Consider the following 14,848-nt stretch of genomic DNA (forward strand, 5'->3'; position numbering starts at 1 on the left):
GCCGCCGCCACCACCGCGGGCGCCGCCACCACCGCCCCCGCGCGCGCCGCCGCCACCTGCGCGCCGGCCGCCGCCAGCGCGACGCTCCCGACCACCCCGCTGCTGCCGCTCTCCACACCCGGCGGGCAGCCGATCGCCTCCGCGCCGCTGGAGCTGCTGCCGGCACCGGCGCGGACGCTCACGACGATCGAGCCGCTCTCGACCCCGAGCGGCCAGCCCCCGGCCGGCGCCGCGGCACCGGCACCCACCACCGCCGCGCCATCCTGCACGACGCAGTTCGTCGGCGTCGACGTCGGCGTCGTCGCAGGCCCGCTCGGCGTCGCGTTCGACTCGCGCGCGACCGTCGGCGGCCGCAGCGGCGTGCGGATCGGGCAGAGCTTCTACGCGACCCCCGCGAACGGCAGCTACGCGATCTTCCTCGACGCCGCGACGCTCGGCGAGCTGGGCACGGCGATCGTCCCGGCCGGCGCCAACGCCGAGGGGTACGCGACCGCGCTCGCGCTCGCGTACGCCCTGCAGCACCAGGTGCTGATCGTGCTGAGCGGTCCCGACTTCACACTCGTCAAGCGCTTCGGCGAGGGCGACGACACGGCGATCAGCAACGAGGGGCTCGTCGAAGGCGACGGCTCCGGCGCGGTCGGCGCTCCCGGCCAGCTGACCGGCTGGCTGCAGCGGTCGATCCCGCTCGACACGCTGACGCCGACCTACCGCCTCGTCCAGCCCGACCGCGTCACGATCGACACCAGCGCCGCCGCGACCGCGAGCGGCAACACGATCGCGGTCGGCGGCGCGACCTACGCGAGCGCGCTGCCGCCCGGCGCGACCGCCGGCTTCCAGGTGCTCGTGCTCGATCCCGCGCTGCGCCCGCAGCTCGGCACGCCGGCCGCCTTCGGCACCAACGGCGGCGATGCCGCGACCGCCGCCGCCCAGCAGGGCGCGCTCTCCGGCCTGCTGCGGCGCGCAGCGGCCACGACCGCGGCGACCGTCGTCGTGCAGAGCATCGGCAGACCGGCGGCGACGGCACTCGGCAGCCTCACCGCCGCGCAGCAGATCGAGCGGCTCGGCGGCAGCGAGTGGATGTTCCTCGGGCTCGACGGCAGCGGCGGCTACGCGCTGATCGGCAACACGCCGGCGCTCGGCGCCGCCACCAACGACCAGCCCTCTGCCGAGGCCTCGTCGCAGTGGACCCGTCACGGAGCCGACTCGCTGAGCGGGCTGCTGCGCCGTCGTCACGACGGCGCCTTCCACGCCGCGCTGGCCGACTCGGTCGGCGGCGACGGACTCGACTTCAGCCTCCAGCAGGTCGCCTTCCAGCCCGCGACGCCATGGCCGGAGCAGGGCAGACCGGGCGAGGCGGCCGCGGCCGCCTGGATCGCCCGCCAGCTGGGGCTGCCGACGCACGGCGGCGGGCTGTGCGCGCCGACGCAGCAGCCCGACGTGCGCGCGCAGTACTGCAACCTGGCGGTCGTCGAGGACCCGGACGGTCTGCAGAGCGAGATCGCCGCGCTCGACTACGCGCGGACGAGCGCGTTCAGCGCGACCGACCTCACGACGGTGCAGCGACGGCTGCACGACGAGCTGGACGACGTCGCGACCGTCTGGAACGTGATCGGCACGCTGCAGCAGCCGTTCGCGCTGAGCCAGGGCTCGACGGCGATCGCGGCGGGCAGCGTCGCCGCCGACGTGATGAGAAACGTCGAGGTGAAGCCGGCGAGCCCGGTCAGCGCAGAGCTCGGACTGGCCTCCGCGATCCTCTACGGCGTCGCCGAGATCCCCGAGATCGGCGAGGCGTTCGGCGCCTGGGCCGCCGCGCTCGACCTCGCCTCGGTGCTGACCGAGGAGGACGACGAGCCGTCGCCCGACTGGGACATCCAGATCGCGGCCGACGAGGCCGGCGGCGCGATCGACGGGCGACTCGTCGGCGCCTACGAGGCGCTCGGCGCCTACGGCTCGATCCTCGTCTCCGACGCCGGCAAGCTGGCGGCGGCGGCCGACGCCGCGAAGGGCCCGTGGGGCCAGAGCGCCTCCGGCCAGGCGACCAAGCTCGCGGCGATGCGGCTCGGGATCAAGCAGTGGCTCTACACCGCGATCGTGCCGGCGGCGTACGACCTCGTGCGCGTTCCCGGCGCCGTCCAGGCGACGGCGAGAAAGGACGTCGAGTGCGTCTACTCGGGCTCGCCCGCCTCGTGGCACCCGTTCGGCAAGGCCGATCCGGCGACGCTCTTCTTCCCGCTCAACGACTGGGCCGGCAGCGCCCCGAAGGCCGACCAGCTGATGGGCATGCTGCACGGCTCGTTCGCGAGCAATCGTTCGCAGGCGGCCGGCTCGGAGCTGGCCGGCGTGCTCTTCGGCGATCCCGACGACGGCGACGCCGGTCTCGTCGCGTCGTGGTTCTACGATCGTGCGACGTGGACGATCCAACGCCCGAAGATGCTGCGGCCGTCGAGCCCGCTGGAGCCCGGCTGGTGCCAGGCGGGGCGCGTCGGATGAGCGAGGTCGCGCACCGTCGCAGACGCTCACAGGCGCGGCAGCGGATCCTCGCGGCCGCGCGCGAGCTGCTGGAGCAGCGGCCGTGGAGCGAGATCTCGCTGGAGGAGATCATGCGCGGCGCCGAGCTGACGCGGACCGCCTTCTACCGCCACTTCGACGACCGCCAGCTGCTGCTGCTCGCGTTGGTCGAGGAGCTGGGCAGCGGCTTCGACGGGGTCGCCGCCCCATGGACCGAGGTCGACGCCGCGGCCGATCCCGCGCGCGAGCTGGGGCCGGCGCTGCGCGCGCTGACGGAGGTCTACGTCGGCGAAGGGCGGCTGCTGCAGGCGATCGCCGACGGCGCCGCGCAGGACCCCGACCTGCACGACACCTACATGGCGCTCGGCGAGCGGATCACCGACGGCGTCGCGCGCACGATCGAGCGCGAAGTCGCGGCGGGGCGCAGCGGCGTCGCCGATCCGCGCGAGGTCGCCAGCGCGCTCGTGTGGATGAACGAGCGCTACCTGCTGCAGCACTTCGGCCGCACGCCGGACGGCGACGTCGAGCGCGTCGCCGCGGCACTGCACGTGATCTGGCACAGCGCGATCTACGGGGAGGCCCCTGGCGCGGCCGCACGCGGCTGACCGATGAGATCCGGCCGCCGCGGCCGTCTCAACTCCTCGAGGACCCGTCCCGAGAGGAGCCAGCCATGCCGAAGATCACCCCCAACCTGTGGTTCGACAAGCAGGCCGAGGAGGCCGCCGCCTTCTACATCGACGTCTTCAGAAGCGGCCGCATCGTCAATGTCACCCACTACCCAGAGGGCACCCCGGGCGAGGCCGGGACGGTGATGACGGTCGAATGGGAGCTGGACGGCCAGCGCTTCGTCGGCATAAACGGCGGGCCGCAGTTCACCTTCGACGAGGCCGTCTCGTTCGAGATCGACTGCGCCGACCAGGCCGAGATCGACTACTACTGGGAGCGGCTGACCGACGGCGGCAGAGCGGGCCAGTGCGGCTGGCTGACCGACCGCTACGGCCTCTCCTGGCAGGTCGTCCCGGGCGGCATGGACGCGCTCTTCGCCGACCCCGACAAGAGCCGTGCCGAGCGCGCGATGAGAGCGATGCTGAAGATGGGCAAGCTCGACGTGGCGGCGCTCCAGCGCGCCGCCGACGGCGAGCCTGTGGGCTGAGCCTCCTAACGCCCCGTCTTCTTCACGCGCGCGACGCAGCGGGCGCGGGCGGTCTTGCCGCTCTTGCGCGCGCACGCCTTCAGCGCGGCCGCGCGTCTGGCGCTCGCGACGCAGGCGGCGCGGCGCTTCTTCGGGCCGCTCGCGCAGCGCTTCAGCGCCGCGTTCAACGTGCACGCGTCGCGCTTGGCGGCGGTTCTCAACGCAGAGCAGCCGCCCGCCGCTCTTCTGATGACCGGTCTGACCGGCGTGTCCGGCACGGGCTTCGGCGCCGGCTTCGGGACCGTCGGCGTCGGCACGACCGGCGTCTGCCCGCCGCCGGTCGGCGGCTTCGTCTCGCGCGGCCCGGGGTTGATCGCCGCCGGCCCCCAGTCGGGCGCCGAGGCGCCCGGGATCGTCAGTCTCGGCGCCCCGGCGCAGCCGGTCGCCGGCAGCGTCGTCGTCCAGATGCCGTCGCCCTCCTGCCAGGCGATCGCGTCGCCGCTCGGCGAGAAGGTCGGATCGACGAAGCGCGCGCCGAGCGGACCGGGGGAGGGGTTGGAGAGCGTGCAGGTCGGCGTCGGCGCGCTGCCGAGCCCATTCGATCTGTAGAGCTGGATCGTGTTGCCGTCACGATCGCCGCGCACGAACGCGACGGTGCCGTTGGCGGCGACCTCGCCGTCGTCGAGGTCCTCGCTGCTGCCGAGCAGTGGCTCGTGGTCCCAGTCGTACCACCAGTCCACCTCCTCCTGCCCCGGCACCATCGTCAGCGCGCGCGTGTAGGTGCCGACGAAGATGCGGTCGCTGTCGATCCACGACGGAGCGCCTGTGCCGGGGCCGGGGCTGCCGTAGACGCTCGGCGCGGTGGGCCCGTCGACGTTCGTGATCCACGTCGCGCTGGAGGTCTCGTGCGTGTTGGTGTAGACCTCGACGTAGGCGACCCGCCGGCCGTCGGGAGAGATCGCAGGATCAAACGGGCCGTACTGCATCACCTTGGCCGGTATCTCGTTGATGACCGAGCCGTTCTGCCGCATCCGGATCAGCGGGCCGAGGTTCGGCTTGGCGCGCACCGCGACGATCGTGCCGTCGTCGGCCTGCGAGGGGGACTGGTACGGGTTGTCGGCCGTGCCGTCCGTCGTCACCTGGTATTGACCGCTGCCGTCGGGGTTGGCGAGCCAGACGTTCGACTCCTTCACGAAGACGAGCGAGTCGGCCTGCGCGGCGGGCGCGGCGAGCGCGCCGACGGCGGGGGCGAGCGCGGCAGCCCCGCACGCGGCGAGCGCGAGCGTGCGGGCGCGGCTGCGGTGAGGGAGTGAGCGGATCGGGGCGGTGCTGGGGGTCATGTCGAGCCTCCAAGATCGGGTGACTCGACGGTCCCAGCAGCGGTGCGGGGCGGTCAGCGGGGAGATCCCCGCCCCGCCCCTGACATCACCCCGGGGAACCTCCTACGCGCTCGGCTCCTCGACGACGGCGATGTGGTTGCCGTCGGGGTCGCGCAGCATGAACAGCAGCGGCGCGCCGGGCACGTTGCCCTGCGGCTCGGGATCGAGGTCGATCCCGCCGATCGCGCTGAGGCGGCGGTGCTCGCCGATCACGTCGCGCGTCTCGACGCCGATCGCGCCGCCGCCGGGCTGCGAGTTCATCGGCGGGTTGAGCGCGAGCCGGGCCTTGGAGCCGGGCGGCGCCACCTCCAGCCAGCGGTTCTCGTTGTTCGGGCCGAAGCGGACGTCGCCGCGCAGTTCGAAGCCGAGCTTCTCGGTGTAGAACGCGAGCGCCGCGTCCTGGTCGGTGACGGTGAACATCGCGACGCCGATGTTCGTGACGGTGGTGGGGACCTGCGTCTGATCGCTCATGCCCCTCAGACGGCGCGGCCGGCGGAAACTCATCGCTCTCGGCGCGAGCGCACTCGCAAACGGCTGCTTCACGAACCGGGAAGTGGCGTTTAGAGTGCCGCGCATGATCGCTCGTCGCCGGCTCCGCATCGGAGCACCCGCCGCCGCCGTCGTCCTGCTGTCCGTGCTGCTGGCGCCGAGCGCCTCGGCCGCCGGCCCCGCCGAGCGCGCCTACGCGCTCTCCGGCAGCAACCTGCTCGCGTTCGACCCGGCCGCGCCGAGAACCACGACGGCGACGGCGATCACGGGCGTCAACGCCGGCGAGACGCTCGTCGGCATCGACGTGCGCCCGCAGAACGGCCTGCTCTACGCCTTCGGCGTCAACTCCACCGCCAACACCGCGACGCTCTACGCGCTCAGCCCCGAGACCGGTGTCGCCGGCGCGGTCGGCACGCCCGGCCAGATCGCCTTCACCGACGGCATGAACCCAATCGACCTGCCCGACCCCGGGACGGTCGGCTACGGCTTCGACGTCAACCCGGCCGCCGACCGCGTGCGCGTGACGACCCTGGGCGTCAACTTCCGCGTCAACCCCACCGACGGGAGAGCGGTCGACGGCAACACCGCCGTCACCGGCGACAACCCCGACGGCTACAGAGCGAGCATCAGCGGCGCCGCCTACACCAGCAGCCGTCCCGACGCGCCGACGACGGCGCTCTACACGCTCGAGGCCGGGCTCGACCAGCTCGCGATCCAGCTGCCGCCGAACGTCGGCACGCAGACCCAGCAGAAGACCGTCACGCTCGGCGGCAGACCGCTCGACTTCGGCGAGGTGAGCGGCTTCGACATCGATCCCTCGGTCGAGACCGGCGCGGCGGGCGGCGCCGGCTTCGCGGTGCTGACCGTTAGAGGGGTGACCGGCCTCTACACGATCGACCTCGCCAGCGGCGCGGCGACGGCGATCGGCCCGATCGGCAACGGCGCCACCGCGATCCAGGGTCTCGCGCTGCAGCGGCGCGCGGCCGACGCCGGCTACCCGGTCCTCGCGCTCTCCGGCGGCAACCTCGCGCGCTTCCAGTCGGCGACGCCGGGCAGCGCGACCTACGCCGAGCTGATCGGGCTGGAGCCTGGTGAGGCGATGGCGGCGCTCACCTGGCGCCCGCGCACCGGGCAGCTGTACGGGCTCGGCGTGAACGCGACCGCGAACACCGCCACGCTCTACCTCGTCGACGCGCAGACCGGCGTCACGAGAGCCGTCGGCGCGGCGAGACAGATCGCGTTCGTCGACGTGGCCAGCGCCGCGGTCGACTTCCCGCCGCTCGCGAGCGGCTGGGCGATCGATGCCGACCCGACCAGAGAGCAGGTCCGCGTCGTCGCCGACGGCGGACTGAGCTTCCGCGTCAACATCAACGCACCCGGCACGCCGTTCGACGGCAACCTCGGCTTTGCTGACCCGATCGCCGGCACCAACCCCGACAGACCGCACAGCGGCCTTGACGCCGGCGCGACCGGCGTCACCGCGGCCGCCTTCACGAACGCCTTCGGCGGCGCGACGGCGACGACGCTGTACGCGCTCGAGCCGACCGCGAACAAGCTCTACCTCCAGGGGCCGCCCAACGCCGGCACGCTGATCGACGGGCGCACGGTGACGCTCAGAGGGGCGCCGCTCGACTTCGGCGCGCGCGCGAGCCTCGACCTCCCGTCCGACGTCCAGGTGACGACCTCCAACAGCGCCGCGAGCGGGAGCGGCGTCGCGCTCCTCCCGGTCGGCGGCGTCAACGGCCTCTACCGGCTCGACCTCGCGACGGCGGGCGCGGTCTTCCTCGGCGCGGCGCCCGCGGGCGTGAGCGGGATCGCGGTCGGCCGCGCGTGGGGGACGCCGCTCGATCCCGCGCCCGGGCGGGACGAGCCGGCCGGTCCGGGCGGCCCTGCCCCGGGCGGTCCGGGCAGCCCCGGGCCGGCGACGCCGACCCCGCCGCTGAGAGACATCACCAAGCCGCTGGTGACGAGAGTGGCGGTCGCCTCGAAGAGAAGACGCCGCCTCACGATCACGTTCACCGTCTCCGAGGCCGGCACCGCGACGATCAGAATCGTGCGCGAGCGGCCCGGCCGCCGCAAGGGCAAGGCCTGCGCGCTGAGAGCGAGAAGAGGCAGACGCTGCACCGTCAGCACGTCGTACGGCACGCTCACGAGAGCGGTCAGAGCCGGCAGAGTGACGGTCGTCGTCGCCGGCAGAGTCGGTCGCAGAGCGCTGAGCGTCGGCAGCATCCGCGTCGAGGTCACCGTGAGAGACGCTGCCGGCAATCGCTCCAGAAGCGCCGTGAAGCGCGCCACCGTCAAGCGGTGACGGTCCGCGGCGGCCGCCTGTCGCGGCCGCCGCTCCACATCCTCAGGCCGCCTGCACGCGGATCATCCACGCCTGCTCTTCGAGCTTGGCGACGATCCCGTGCAGCAGGTCGGCGGTGACGGTGTCGATCGCCTCCAGCGGATCCATCCGCAGGCGGATCGCGCTGATCGCCTCGGTCAGGATCCGCGTCAGCGCGAGCACCAGCTCGCGGTCGAGCTGCGGGCCGGCGTCGAGCTGCGGCAGCTCGGTGCGCGCGGCGATCGTCGCGATGCGGCCGTCGGGCGCGTGGCCGAGCGCGACGGCGCGCTCGGCGACGGCGTCGGCCGCCTCGCGCCAGGCGTCGATCATCTCGTCGAGGAAGAGGTGCAGCGAGCGGAACTCCGGTCCCTGCACGTTCCAGTGGGCGTGCTTGCCGATCAGCGCCAGATCGGTGAGGACCACGAGGATCCCCTGCAGCTCGGCGCCGATCGCCTCGCGTTCGGCATGCCGCAGCGTCGGGTGGTGGTCGCTGCTGAGCGTGTGCGTCGTCATGGCCGTCTCTCCTACTGCTCGAGTGCGGACGTGAGGAAGCCGACGGCCTGCGCGATCGCCGCGTCGGCGGCGTTGGTCTCGCGCAGGGCGTTGACCATCATGAAGTCGTGGATCGCGCCGCCGTAGCGGGTCGCGGTCACGTCGACGCCGGCCGCGCGCAGGTGCCGCGCGTACGCCTCGCCCTCGTCTCGCAGCACGTCGGCCTCGCCGTTGATGACGAGCGCCTTCGGCAGGCCGGCGAGGTCCTCGGCGGTCGCGCGGAGCGGGCTGGCGGTGATCTGCGCGCGCTCGGCGGGATCGGTCGTGTACTGGTCCCAGAACCACTCCATCGCGTCGCGGCGCAGCCAGTAGCCCTCGGCGAACTGGTGGTAGCTGGCGGTGTCGAAGCTGGCGTCGGTGACGGGGTAGAAGAGCGCCTGCGCGCGGAAGCTCACGTCGCCGCGCTGCTTGGCCATGATCGCGAGCGCCGCCGCCATGTTGCCGCCGACCGAGTCGCCGGCGACCGCCAGCCGCGTCGCGTCGAGGCCCTTGGAGGCGCCGTCGGCGACGATCCACTGCGCGGCGGCGTAGCTCTGCTCGATCGCGACCGGGTAGCGCGCCTCGGGCGAGAGGTCGTACTCGGGGAAGACGATCGCGGCGCCGGTGCCGACGGCCAGCTCGCGCACGAGCCGGTCGTGCGTGCTGGCGTTGCCGAAGACCCAGCCGGCGCCGTGTACGTAGAGGATCGTCGGCAGCGTGCCGGTCGCGCCCTGCGGCTTGACGATCCGCACGCGGACCTCGCCGGTCGGGCCGCCGGGGACGGTGATCCACTCGTCGTCGACGGCCGGCTTGAAGATCTCGCCGGCCTGCGTCTCGTCGACGACCTTGCGGCCCTCGACGGGGCCGAGGTCGGCCAGGAACGGCGGGTTGGCGGTCGCCTCGGCGAACGCCTGCGCGGCCGGCTCGAGCACGACCGCCGGCGCCGCGACGGCGAGCGCCTGGCGGATCAGGCCGGCGACGACGTCGGGCTGCGACAGCGCGACGGCGTGCGAGGCGCCCTCGACCTCGATCGTCGTCATGCCGGCGCGCTCGTAGCCGAAGCGCTCGACGTCGGGGTTGATCGCCTGGTCGGCGGCCGCGACGAGGCCCCACGCCGGCGTCGTCTTCCACGCCGCGGCGGCGGCCGGCTCCTCGAACGCGGCGGCGGCGAGCGGCCGCTGCGCGCTCGCGAGGAACTCCGTCGTCGTGGCCGGCACGTCGGCGGCGAAGACGGCCGGGAAGGCGTCGCGCGCGATCGAGACGTCGGTGCCGTCGTCGGCGCCGGCGATCGGGTACGGCGCGAAGCTGAGGTTGGCGGCAAGCTTCGAGTCGGGGAAGCGGCCCTGCAGCTGGCCGAGGCTCTCGCCTTCTTCCAGCGCGTAGGCGGCGACGTAGACGAGCCCGACGACGTTGTCGGCGGTGCCCGCGACGGTGATCACGGCGCCGCCGTAGGAATGACCGACGAGCACGACCGGTCCGTCGATCTGCGCGACGAACGACGCCAGGTAGGCGGCGTCGTAGGCGAGTCCGCGCAGCGGGTTCGGCGGCGCCAGGACCGTCACGCCGTCGGCCTTCAGCGCCGCGTGGACGCCCGACCAGCTGGAGGCGTCGGCGAAGGCGCCGTGGACGAGGACGACGGTGGGTGCGGCAGCTGAGACGGACACGGTTGCGGCTCCTTGCATCGGGGTGATCGAGCTGTTGGCAGCAGTCTCGTTCGGCGCCGGCCGCGCGAACATGAGGGCCCGCCTGACAGCCGCGTCGGTTCACCCGACAGCCGGGTAGGGCAATCCCTACCTCGCGCCGCGGCGGCTACGATGGCCCGGCCTTCATGCCAGCTGCGTCCACTCCCAAACCGGCCGCGCGGCGGCAGGACTCGACCGCCGTCGGGATCGCGGCGGCCGCGTTCGTGGTCGCGTCGGTGACGGCGCTGCTGTACCCGTTGTCGGAGGCCGATCCGGGCGTCTCCAGCGGCGTGCTGTACGTGCTCGGCGTGCTGCTGATCGCGACCTACTGGGGCCTCTGGCTGGGGCTCGCGACCTCATTCGCGAGCGCGCTCGCGCTGCTGTTCTTCCACACGCAGCCGACGGGGTCGTTCCACGTCACCGACGGCAGCGACATCGTCGCGATCCTCGTGCTGCTGCTGACCGCGTGCGTCGGCAGCGTGATCGCCGACCGCGCGCGGATGCGGGCGAACGAGGCCGAGCAGCGGCTGCTGCTGGAGGCGGAGCTGCGCGCGGCCGAGGCCGAGCGGATCCGCCTGGAGGAGGTGCGCCAGTCGCGCGTGCGCGTCGTCGAGGCGACCTACAGCGAGCGCCGCCGCCTCGTGCGCGACCTCCACGACGGCGCCCAGCAGCGGCTCGTCCACACGATCCTGACGCTGAAGCTGGCGCAGCGGCCCGGGCAGGACGAGCAGGCGCGCGCCGAGCTGCTCGCCGACGCGATCTCGCACGCGCAGGCGGCGACCAACGAGCTGCGCGAGCTCGCGCACGGCATCCTGCCCGCGATCCTGCTGCGCGGCGGGCTCGAAGCGGGCGTCGACGCGGTCGCGTCGCGGATGCCGATCCCGGTGCGGCTGGAGATCGTCGGACGGCGCTTCCCGCCGATCGTCGAGGCGACCGCCTACTTCGTCGTCGCCGAGGCGCTGACGAACGCGGCCAAGCACGCGCAGGCGACGCGGGCATGGGTCAACGCCGACGTGCGCGACGGGCGGCTGCGCGTCGAGGTCGGCGACGACGGCGTCGGCGGCGCGCTCGCGGGCGGCCCCGGCCTGCTCGGCATGGACGACCGCGTCAAGGCGGTCGACGGCGAGCTGCGGATCGACAGCCCGCCCGGTGGGCCGACCGCGATCGTCGCGACGCTGCCGATCCCTCCGGCCGACGACGCGTAGTCGCGCGCTCAGCGGCGCGCGTCGCGCACGAACTGCAGCACCGCGAGGACGCGGCGGTGCTCGGTCGGCGTCGCGCCGAGGCCGAGCTTTCCGAAGATGCTCGTGACGTGCTTCTCGACGCCGGCCTGCGAGATCACGAGCGCCTCGGCGATGCCGCGGTTGGAGAGGCCCTCGGCCATCGCGGCGAGCACCTCGCGCTCGCGTGCGGAGAGCGCGTCGAGCGGCCCGTCGGCGCGGCGCCGGCCGAGCATACGGCCGACGACCTCCGGGTCGAGCGCGCTGCCGCCCGCGGCGACGCGCTCGACCGCCGCGACGAACGCGGCGACGTCGCCGATCCGCTCCTTCAGCAGGTAGCCGACGCCCTCGGCGCGGTCGCCGATCAGGTCGAGCGCGTAGCTCTCCTCGTAGAACTGCGACAGCACGAGCACGCCGGTCTCGGGCCGCTCGCGCCGCAGCGCCAGCGCCGCGACGAGGCCGTCGTCGTCCTTGCGCGGCGGCATCTGCACGTCGACGACCGTGACGTCGGGGCGGTGCGCGAGCGCCTTGCGCAGGAAGTCGTCGGCGTCGCCGGCCTGCGCGACGACCTCGTGGCCGGCCTCGATCAGCAGCCGCGCGATCCCTTCGCGCAGCAGCACGTCGTCTTCGCCGATCACGACCCGCAGCGGCTCGCTCATCGCGGCTCGCTGTCGCCGTCGCGCAGCAGCTCGGCGATCCCGTCGGCCAGCTCCGACTTCGGCCAGAAGCCGACGGCGCCGAGCCGCAGCGCCTCGGCGGAGGTTACGGCGTCGGCGTCGGAGGAGACGAGCGCGACGCGCGGACGGTTCGGCAGCTCGGCGATCCCGGCGGCCAGCTCGGTGCCGCTCCCGTCGGGCAGGTTGACGTCGACGATCGCCGCCTGCGGTCTCAGCGTGCGCGCCGCGTGGAGCCCGGTCGCGCAGTCGGCCGCCTCGCCGGCCACGATCGCATCGCCGTCGCGCAGCATCACCGCCGCCAGGCGGCGGAAGTGGACGTCGTCGTCGACGAGCAGGACGGAGAGCGGCACGGCTTCAGGATTGCAGCCCCGCTGGCGGCGCGAGGTAGGGAGAACCCGACCCGGAGGTCGTGCGCGACCACCTGCAACGGCGCGCGCGGCGCTCGTACGCTCGGCCTCATGACGACGACGAGCAGAGCGGGACCGCCGGAGTCGGCGTGGGCGCCGCTGCGGCACCCGGTCTTCCGCGCGATGTGGAGCGCCCAGTTCGCCAGCAACGTCGGCGGCTGGATGCAGACGGTCGGCGCGCAGTGGCTGATGCTGTCGCTGACCTCCTCCGCGGCGTACCTCGCGTTCATCCAGACCGCGGCGTCGCTGCCGGTGCTGCTGCTGGCGATCCCGGCCGGCGCGGTCGGCGACCTCGTCGACCGGCGGCGCCTGCTGCTCGGCTCGGAGCTGTTCATGCTGCTGGCGGCGCTCGCGCTCGGCCTGCTCGCGCTCGCGGGGCTGGTGACGCCGTGGATCCTGCTGGCGGCGATCTTCCTCGTCGGCGCGGGCCAGGCGTGGACCTCGCCGACGTGGCAGACGCTGCAGCCGGAGCTGGTGAGCGAGGCGGAGCGGCCGCGGGCGATCGCGCTCGGCGCCGTGAACATGAACCTCGCGCGCGCGGTCGGCCCGGCGCTCGGCGGCCTGCTCGTCGCCGCGACGCAGCCGAGCGTCGTCTTCCTCGTCAACGCCGCGACCTTCCTGGTCGTGATCGTCGTCGTCTGGCGCTGGAAGGAGCGGCGTGGGGTGGTGGCCGGCGCGGGCACGCCCCACGCGCCCCTCCCGCGCGAGTCGATCCGCGAGGCGATGCGGGCGAGCGGCCGCTACGTCGTCGCCAGTCCCGCGCTGCGCACGGTGCTGCTGCGCGCGGCGCTGTTCGTCCTCTTCGCGAGCGCGATCTGGGCGCTGCTGCCGGCGGTCGCCGACGACGGTCTGGGGCTCGGGTCGGGCGGCTACGGCCTGCTGCTCGGCTGCGTCGGCGCCGGCGCGGTCGGCGGCGCGACGCTGCTGCCGCGGCTGCGGGCGCGCCTCTCGGCCGACTGGATCCTCGCGGCCGGGTCGCTCGCCGTGGCGGTCACCGCGCTGGTGATGGCGACCGTCGACTCGACCGCGGCGGTCGCCGCCGCGCTGGTGCTGGCGGGGGTCGGCTGGATCGCCGTGCTGGCGACGCTCAGCTCGGGCTTCCAGACGATGCTGCCGGCGTGGGCGAAGGCACGCGGGATGGCCGTCTACCTCGTCGTCTTCCAGGGCGGGATGGCGATCGGCAGCGCGCTGGTGGGGATCGCCGCCGCCGCGAGCGGTGTCGACGCCGTGCTGCTCGTCGCCGCGGTCGCGCTCGCCGCCGGCCCGCTCGTCGCCCTGCGCGCCCCGTTCCCGCGGATCGAGGCCGCCGAGCTGACGCCCGCCTGCGACTGGCCGCTCCCGAGCCTCGCCGGTGCTGACGCCGCGGGCCGCGCCGCGGCCGGACCGGTGCTGGTCACCGTCGAGTACCGCGCCGCCGCCGGGCAGGCCGACGCGCTGCTGGCCGCGCTCGCCGGCGTGCGCCGGGCGCGGCGGCGCACCGGCGCGATCTCGTGGCGGATCTGGCGCGACGCCGCCGCGCCGGAGCGCGTGCTGGAGCAGTTCGTCGTCGGCTCGTGGGACGAGCACCTGCGCCAGCACGCGCGCTTCACGACGCGCGACCAGGCCCGCCTCGACGCCGTCCGCGCGCTCACCGACCCGGCGACGCCGCCGCTGGTCACCCATTGGACGAGCGCCTGATCAGAATAGGACTTAGTCTCATCTTGCTGTAGGTTGCCCGCCATGCACGCGAGACGAGGCGGGAGGGCCGTGGCGATCCTGCTCGCGACGGCGATGACGACGGCGGCCACGGCGACGGCGACGGTGGGCACAGCGCCCGCTGCCGCGCCGACCGTCCTGCAGGACGGCCACGTCGACTACGGCGCCCGCTTCGTCGGCGGCGTGCTGCGCGCGCAGGTGAAGGACGGGACGGCGGGCTCCGGCGCCGTCGTCTGGCGCGAGTCGTCGGAGGTCGTCTTCCACGTGCGCCCGGCGGCGAGGACGACCGTCCCGAGCGCCGCCGCGTTCGCCTTCCTCGGCGCGCCGGGCGCGCCGCTGTGGCTGCTGCCGCAGGTGCAGCGCCAGGGCGTGTTGTGGCCCGGCTGGAACAGCGAGGAGATCGCCGCGGCGCAGCTGACCGGACCGCTCTCGTGGTCGCTCGACGCCGTCACGGGGCCGGGGCGCTTCGCGCTCTTCACCGCCGGCTCCTTCGGCGGTGTGACGAAGCTGTTCGACAGCGGCGACGGCCTGCCCGACACGGTGCAGGTGCCGGCTGGCACGCACGCGCACGGCAACTGGGCCTTCTCCGCCGAGGGTCGCTACCAGCTGACGTTCACGACCCGCGCGCCGCTCGCGCCGTCGGGCAGCGCGAGCGACACGCGGACGCTGACGGTGACCGTCGGCGCGGTCGATCCCGCGACCGGCGCGCCGCTGCCGGGCGACACGCCGCCGCCCGGCGGCACGCGGCCGCCCGACACGGGGCGGCCGCCGGGTGGGACGACGCCGCCGGCCGGCACGCAGC

Annotated in this window: 12 protein-coding genes and 2 pseudogenes; 7 read left to right on the forward strand and 7 right to left on the reverse strand. The window is 74.3% G+C overall.

Translation table 11 applies throughout. From position 1 onward, the window contains the following. The 3 genes and pseudogenes from R7226_RS28720 to R7226_RS28730 all read left to right on the forward strand — a co-directional run. A pseudogene (locus tag R7226_RS28720) lies at window positions 1-2,490 on the forward strand (hypothetical protein); the annotation flags it as partial. Then, window positions 2,487-3,113, forward strand: coding sequence for a TetR/AcrR family transcriptional regulator (locus R7226_RS28725; RefSeq protein WP_318600902.1), 627 nt, complete (start codon window positions 2,487-2,489; stop codon window positions 3,111-3,113). The pseudogene R7226_RS28720 and the gene R7226_RS28725, both read left to right, overlap by 4 nt. Window positions 3,114-3,178: 65 nt before the next feature. Further along, window positions 3,179-3,661, forward strand: coding sequence for a VOC family protein (locus tag R7226_RS28730; protein WP_318600903.1), 483 nt, complete (start codon window positions 3,179-3,181; stop codon window positions 3,659-3,661). 5 nt (window positions 3,662-3,666) lie between these two features. Here R7226_RS28730 and R7226_RS28735 read toward each other — a convergent pair whose 3' ends face one another. Beyond that, window positions 3,667-4,980, reverse strand: coding sequence for a TolB-like translocation protein (locus R7226_RS28735; protein ID WP_318600904.1), 1,314 nt, complete (start codon window positions 4,978-4,980; stop codon window positions 3,667-3,669). A 102-nt stretch (window positions 4,981-5,082) separates the two neighbouring features. Beyond that, window positions 5,083-5,490 carry a VOC family protein gene (locus R7226_RS28740; RefSeq protein ID WP_318600905.1) on the reverse strand — a complete coding sequence of 136 codons (408 nt, stop codon included), beginning with the start codon at window positions 5,488-5,490 and terminating at the stop codon, window positions 5,083-5,085. A 103-nt stretch (window positions 5,491-5,593) separates the two neighbouring features. On the opposite strand from R7226_RS28740, the gene R7226_RS28745 reads away from it, so the two are divergent. Next, on the forward strand, window positions 5,594-7,816 hold the full coding sequence (locus R7226_RS28745; protein WP_318600906.1) for a DUF4394 domain-containing protein: 2,223 nt from the start codon (window positions 5,594-5,596) through the stop codon (window positions 7,814-7,816). Between the two features lie 42 nt (window positions 7,817-7,858). Here the strand turns inward: R7226_RS28745 and R7226_RS28750 are convergent, their stop codons facing one another. The 3 genes and pseudogenes from R7226_RS28750 to R7226_RS31760 all read right to left on the reverse strand — a co-directional run. Next, window positions 7,859-8,347 (reverse strand): Dps family protein, encoded by a 489-nt coding sequence (locus R7226_RS28750; RefSeq protein WP_318600907.1) that lies wholly within the window; start codon window positions 8,345-8,347, stop codon window positions 7,859-7,861. An 11-nt stretch (window positions 8,348-8,358) separates the two neighbouring features. After that, window positions 8,359-9,333, reverse strand: a complete 975-nt coding sequence (locus tag R7226_RS31755; RefSeq protein WP_404827922.1) for an alpha/beta hydrolase — start codon at window positions 9,331-9,333, stop codon at window positions 8,359-8,361. An 18-nt stretch (window positions 9,334-9,351) separates the two neighbouring features. Beyond that, window positions 9,352-10,101: pseudogene (locus R7226_RS31760) on the reverse strand (alpha/beta fold hydrolase); the annotation flags it as partial. A 92-nt stretch (window positions 10,102-10,193) separates the two neighbouring features. Between R7226_RS31760 and R7226_RS28760 the strand changes: the two are divergent. After that, window positions 10,194-11,252, forward strand: coding sequence for an ATP-binding protein (locus R7226_RS28760; protein WP_318600909.1), 1,059 nt, complete (start codon window positions 10,194-10,196; stop codon window positions 11,250-11,252). An 8-nt stretch (window positions 11,253-11,260) separates the two neighbouring features. Here the strand turns inward: R7226_RS28760 and R7226_RS28765 are convergent, their stop codons facing one another. Continuing rightward, the gene (locus tag R7226_RS28765) at window positions 11,261-11,926 is read right to left on the reverse strand and encodes a response regulator transcription factor (protein WP_318600910.1); all 666 of its coding nucleotides are present in this window, start codon (window positions 11,924-11,926) and stop codon (window positions 11,261-11,263) included. Then, window positions 11,923-12,294 (reverse strand): response regulator, encoded by a 372-nt coding sequence (locus tag R7226_RS28770; RefSeq protein WP_318600911.1) that lies wholly within the window; start codon window positions 12,292-12,294, stop codon window positions 11,923-11,925. Before R7226_RS28770 ends, R7226_RS28765 begins: the two co-directional genes overlap by 4 nt. A 108-nt stretch (window positions 12,295-12,402) precedes the next feature. Here R7226_RS28770 and R7226_RS28775 point away from each other — a divergent pair, with 108 nt between their 5' ends. Together R7226_RS28775 and R7226_RS28780 are read left to right on the forward strand one after the other, a co-directional pair. Beyond that, window positions 12,403-14,028, forward strand: coding sequence for an MFS transporter (locus R7226_RS28775; RefSeq protein ID WP_318600912.1), 1,626 nt, complete (start codon window positions 12,403-12,405; stop codon window positions 14,026-14,028). Between the two features lie 69 nt (window positions 14,029-14,097). After that, window positions 14,098-14,848: choice-of-anchor M domain-containing protein (locus tag R7226_RS28780; protein WP_318600913.1), on the forward strand; the 751-nt coding region annotated here is incomplete at its 3' end.

Source organism: Conexibacter stalactiti (genome assembly GCF_033542075.1).
GTDB lineage: Bacteria > Actinomycetota > Thermoleophilia > Solirubrobacterales > Solirubrobacteraceae > Conexibacter > Conexibacter stalactiti.

Excerpts from the sequence above, each read along its gene's own strand:
- R7226_RS28725 (WP_318600902.1), top strand. The coding sequence starts at position 2,487 with ATGAGCGAGGTCGCGCACCGTCGCAGACGCTCACAGGCGCGGCAGCGG.
- R7226_RS28750 (WP_318600907.1), bottom strand. The coding sequence starts at position 8,347 with ATGACGACGCACACGCTCAGCAGCGACCACCACCCGACGCTGCGGCAT.
- R7226_RS28775 (WP_318600912.1), top strand. The coding sequence starts at position 12,403 with ATGACGACGACGAGCAGAGCGGGACCGCCGGAGTCGGCGTGGGCGCCG.
- R7226_RS28760 (WP_318600909.1), top strand. The coding sequence starts at position 10,194 with ATGCCAGCTGCGTCCACTCCCAAACCGGCCGCGCGGCGGCAGGACTCG.
- R7226_RS28745 (WP_318600906.1), top strand. The coding sequence starts at position 5,594 with ATGATCGCTCGTCGCCGGCTCCGCATCGGAGCACCCGCCGCCGCCGTC.
- R7226_RS28765 (WP_318600910.1), bottom strand. The coding sequence starts at position 11,926 with ATGAGCGAGCCGCTGCGGGTCGTGATCGGCGAAGACGACGTGCTGCTG.
- R7226_RS28735 (WP_318600904.1), bottom strand. The coding sequence starts at position 4,980 with ATGACCCCCAGCACCGCCCCGATCCGCTCACTCCCTCACCGCAGCCGC.
- R7226_RS28740 (WP_318600905.1), bottom strand. The coding sequence starts at position 5,490 with ATGAGCGATCAGACGCAGGTCCCCACCACCGTCACGAACATCGGCGTC.
- R7226_RS28730 (WP_318600903.1), top strand. The coding sequence starts at position 3,179 with ATGCCGAAGATCACCCCCAACCTGTGGTTCGACAAGCAGGCCGAGGAG.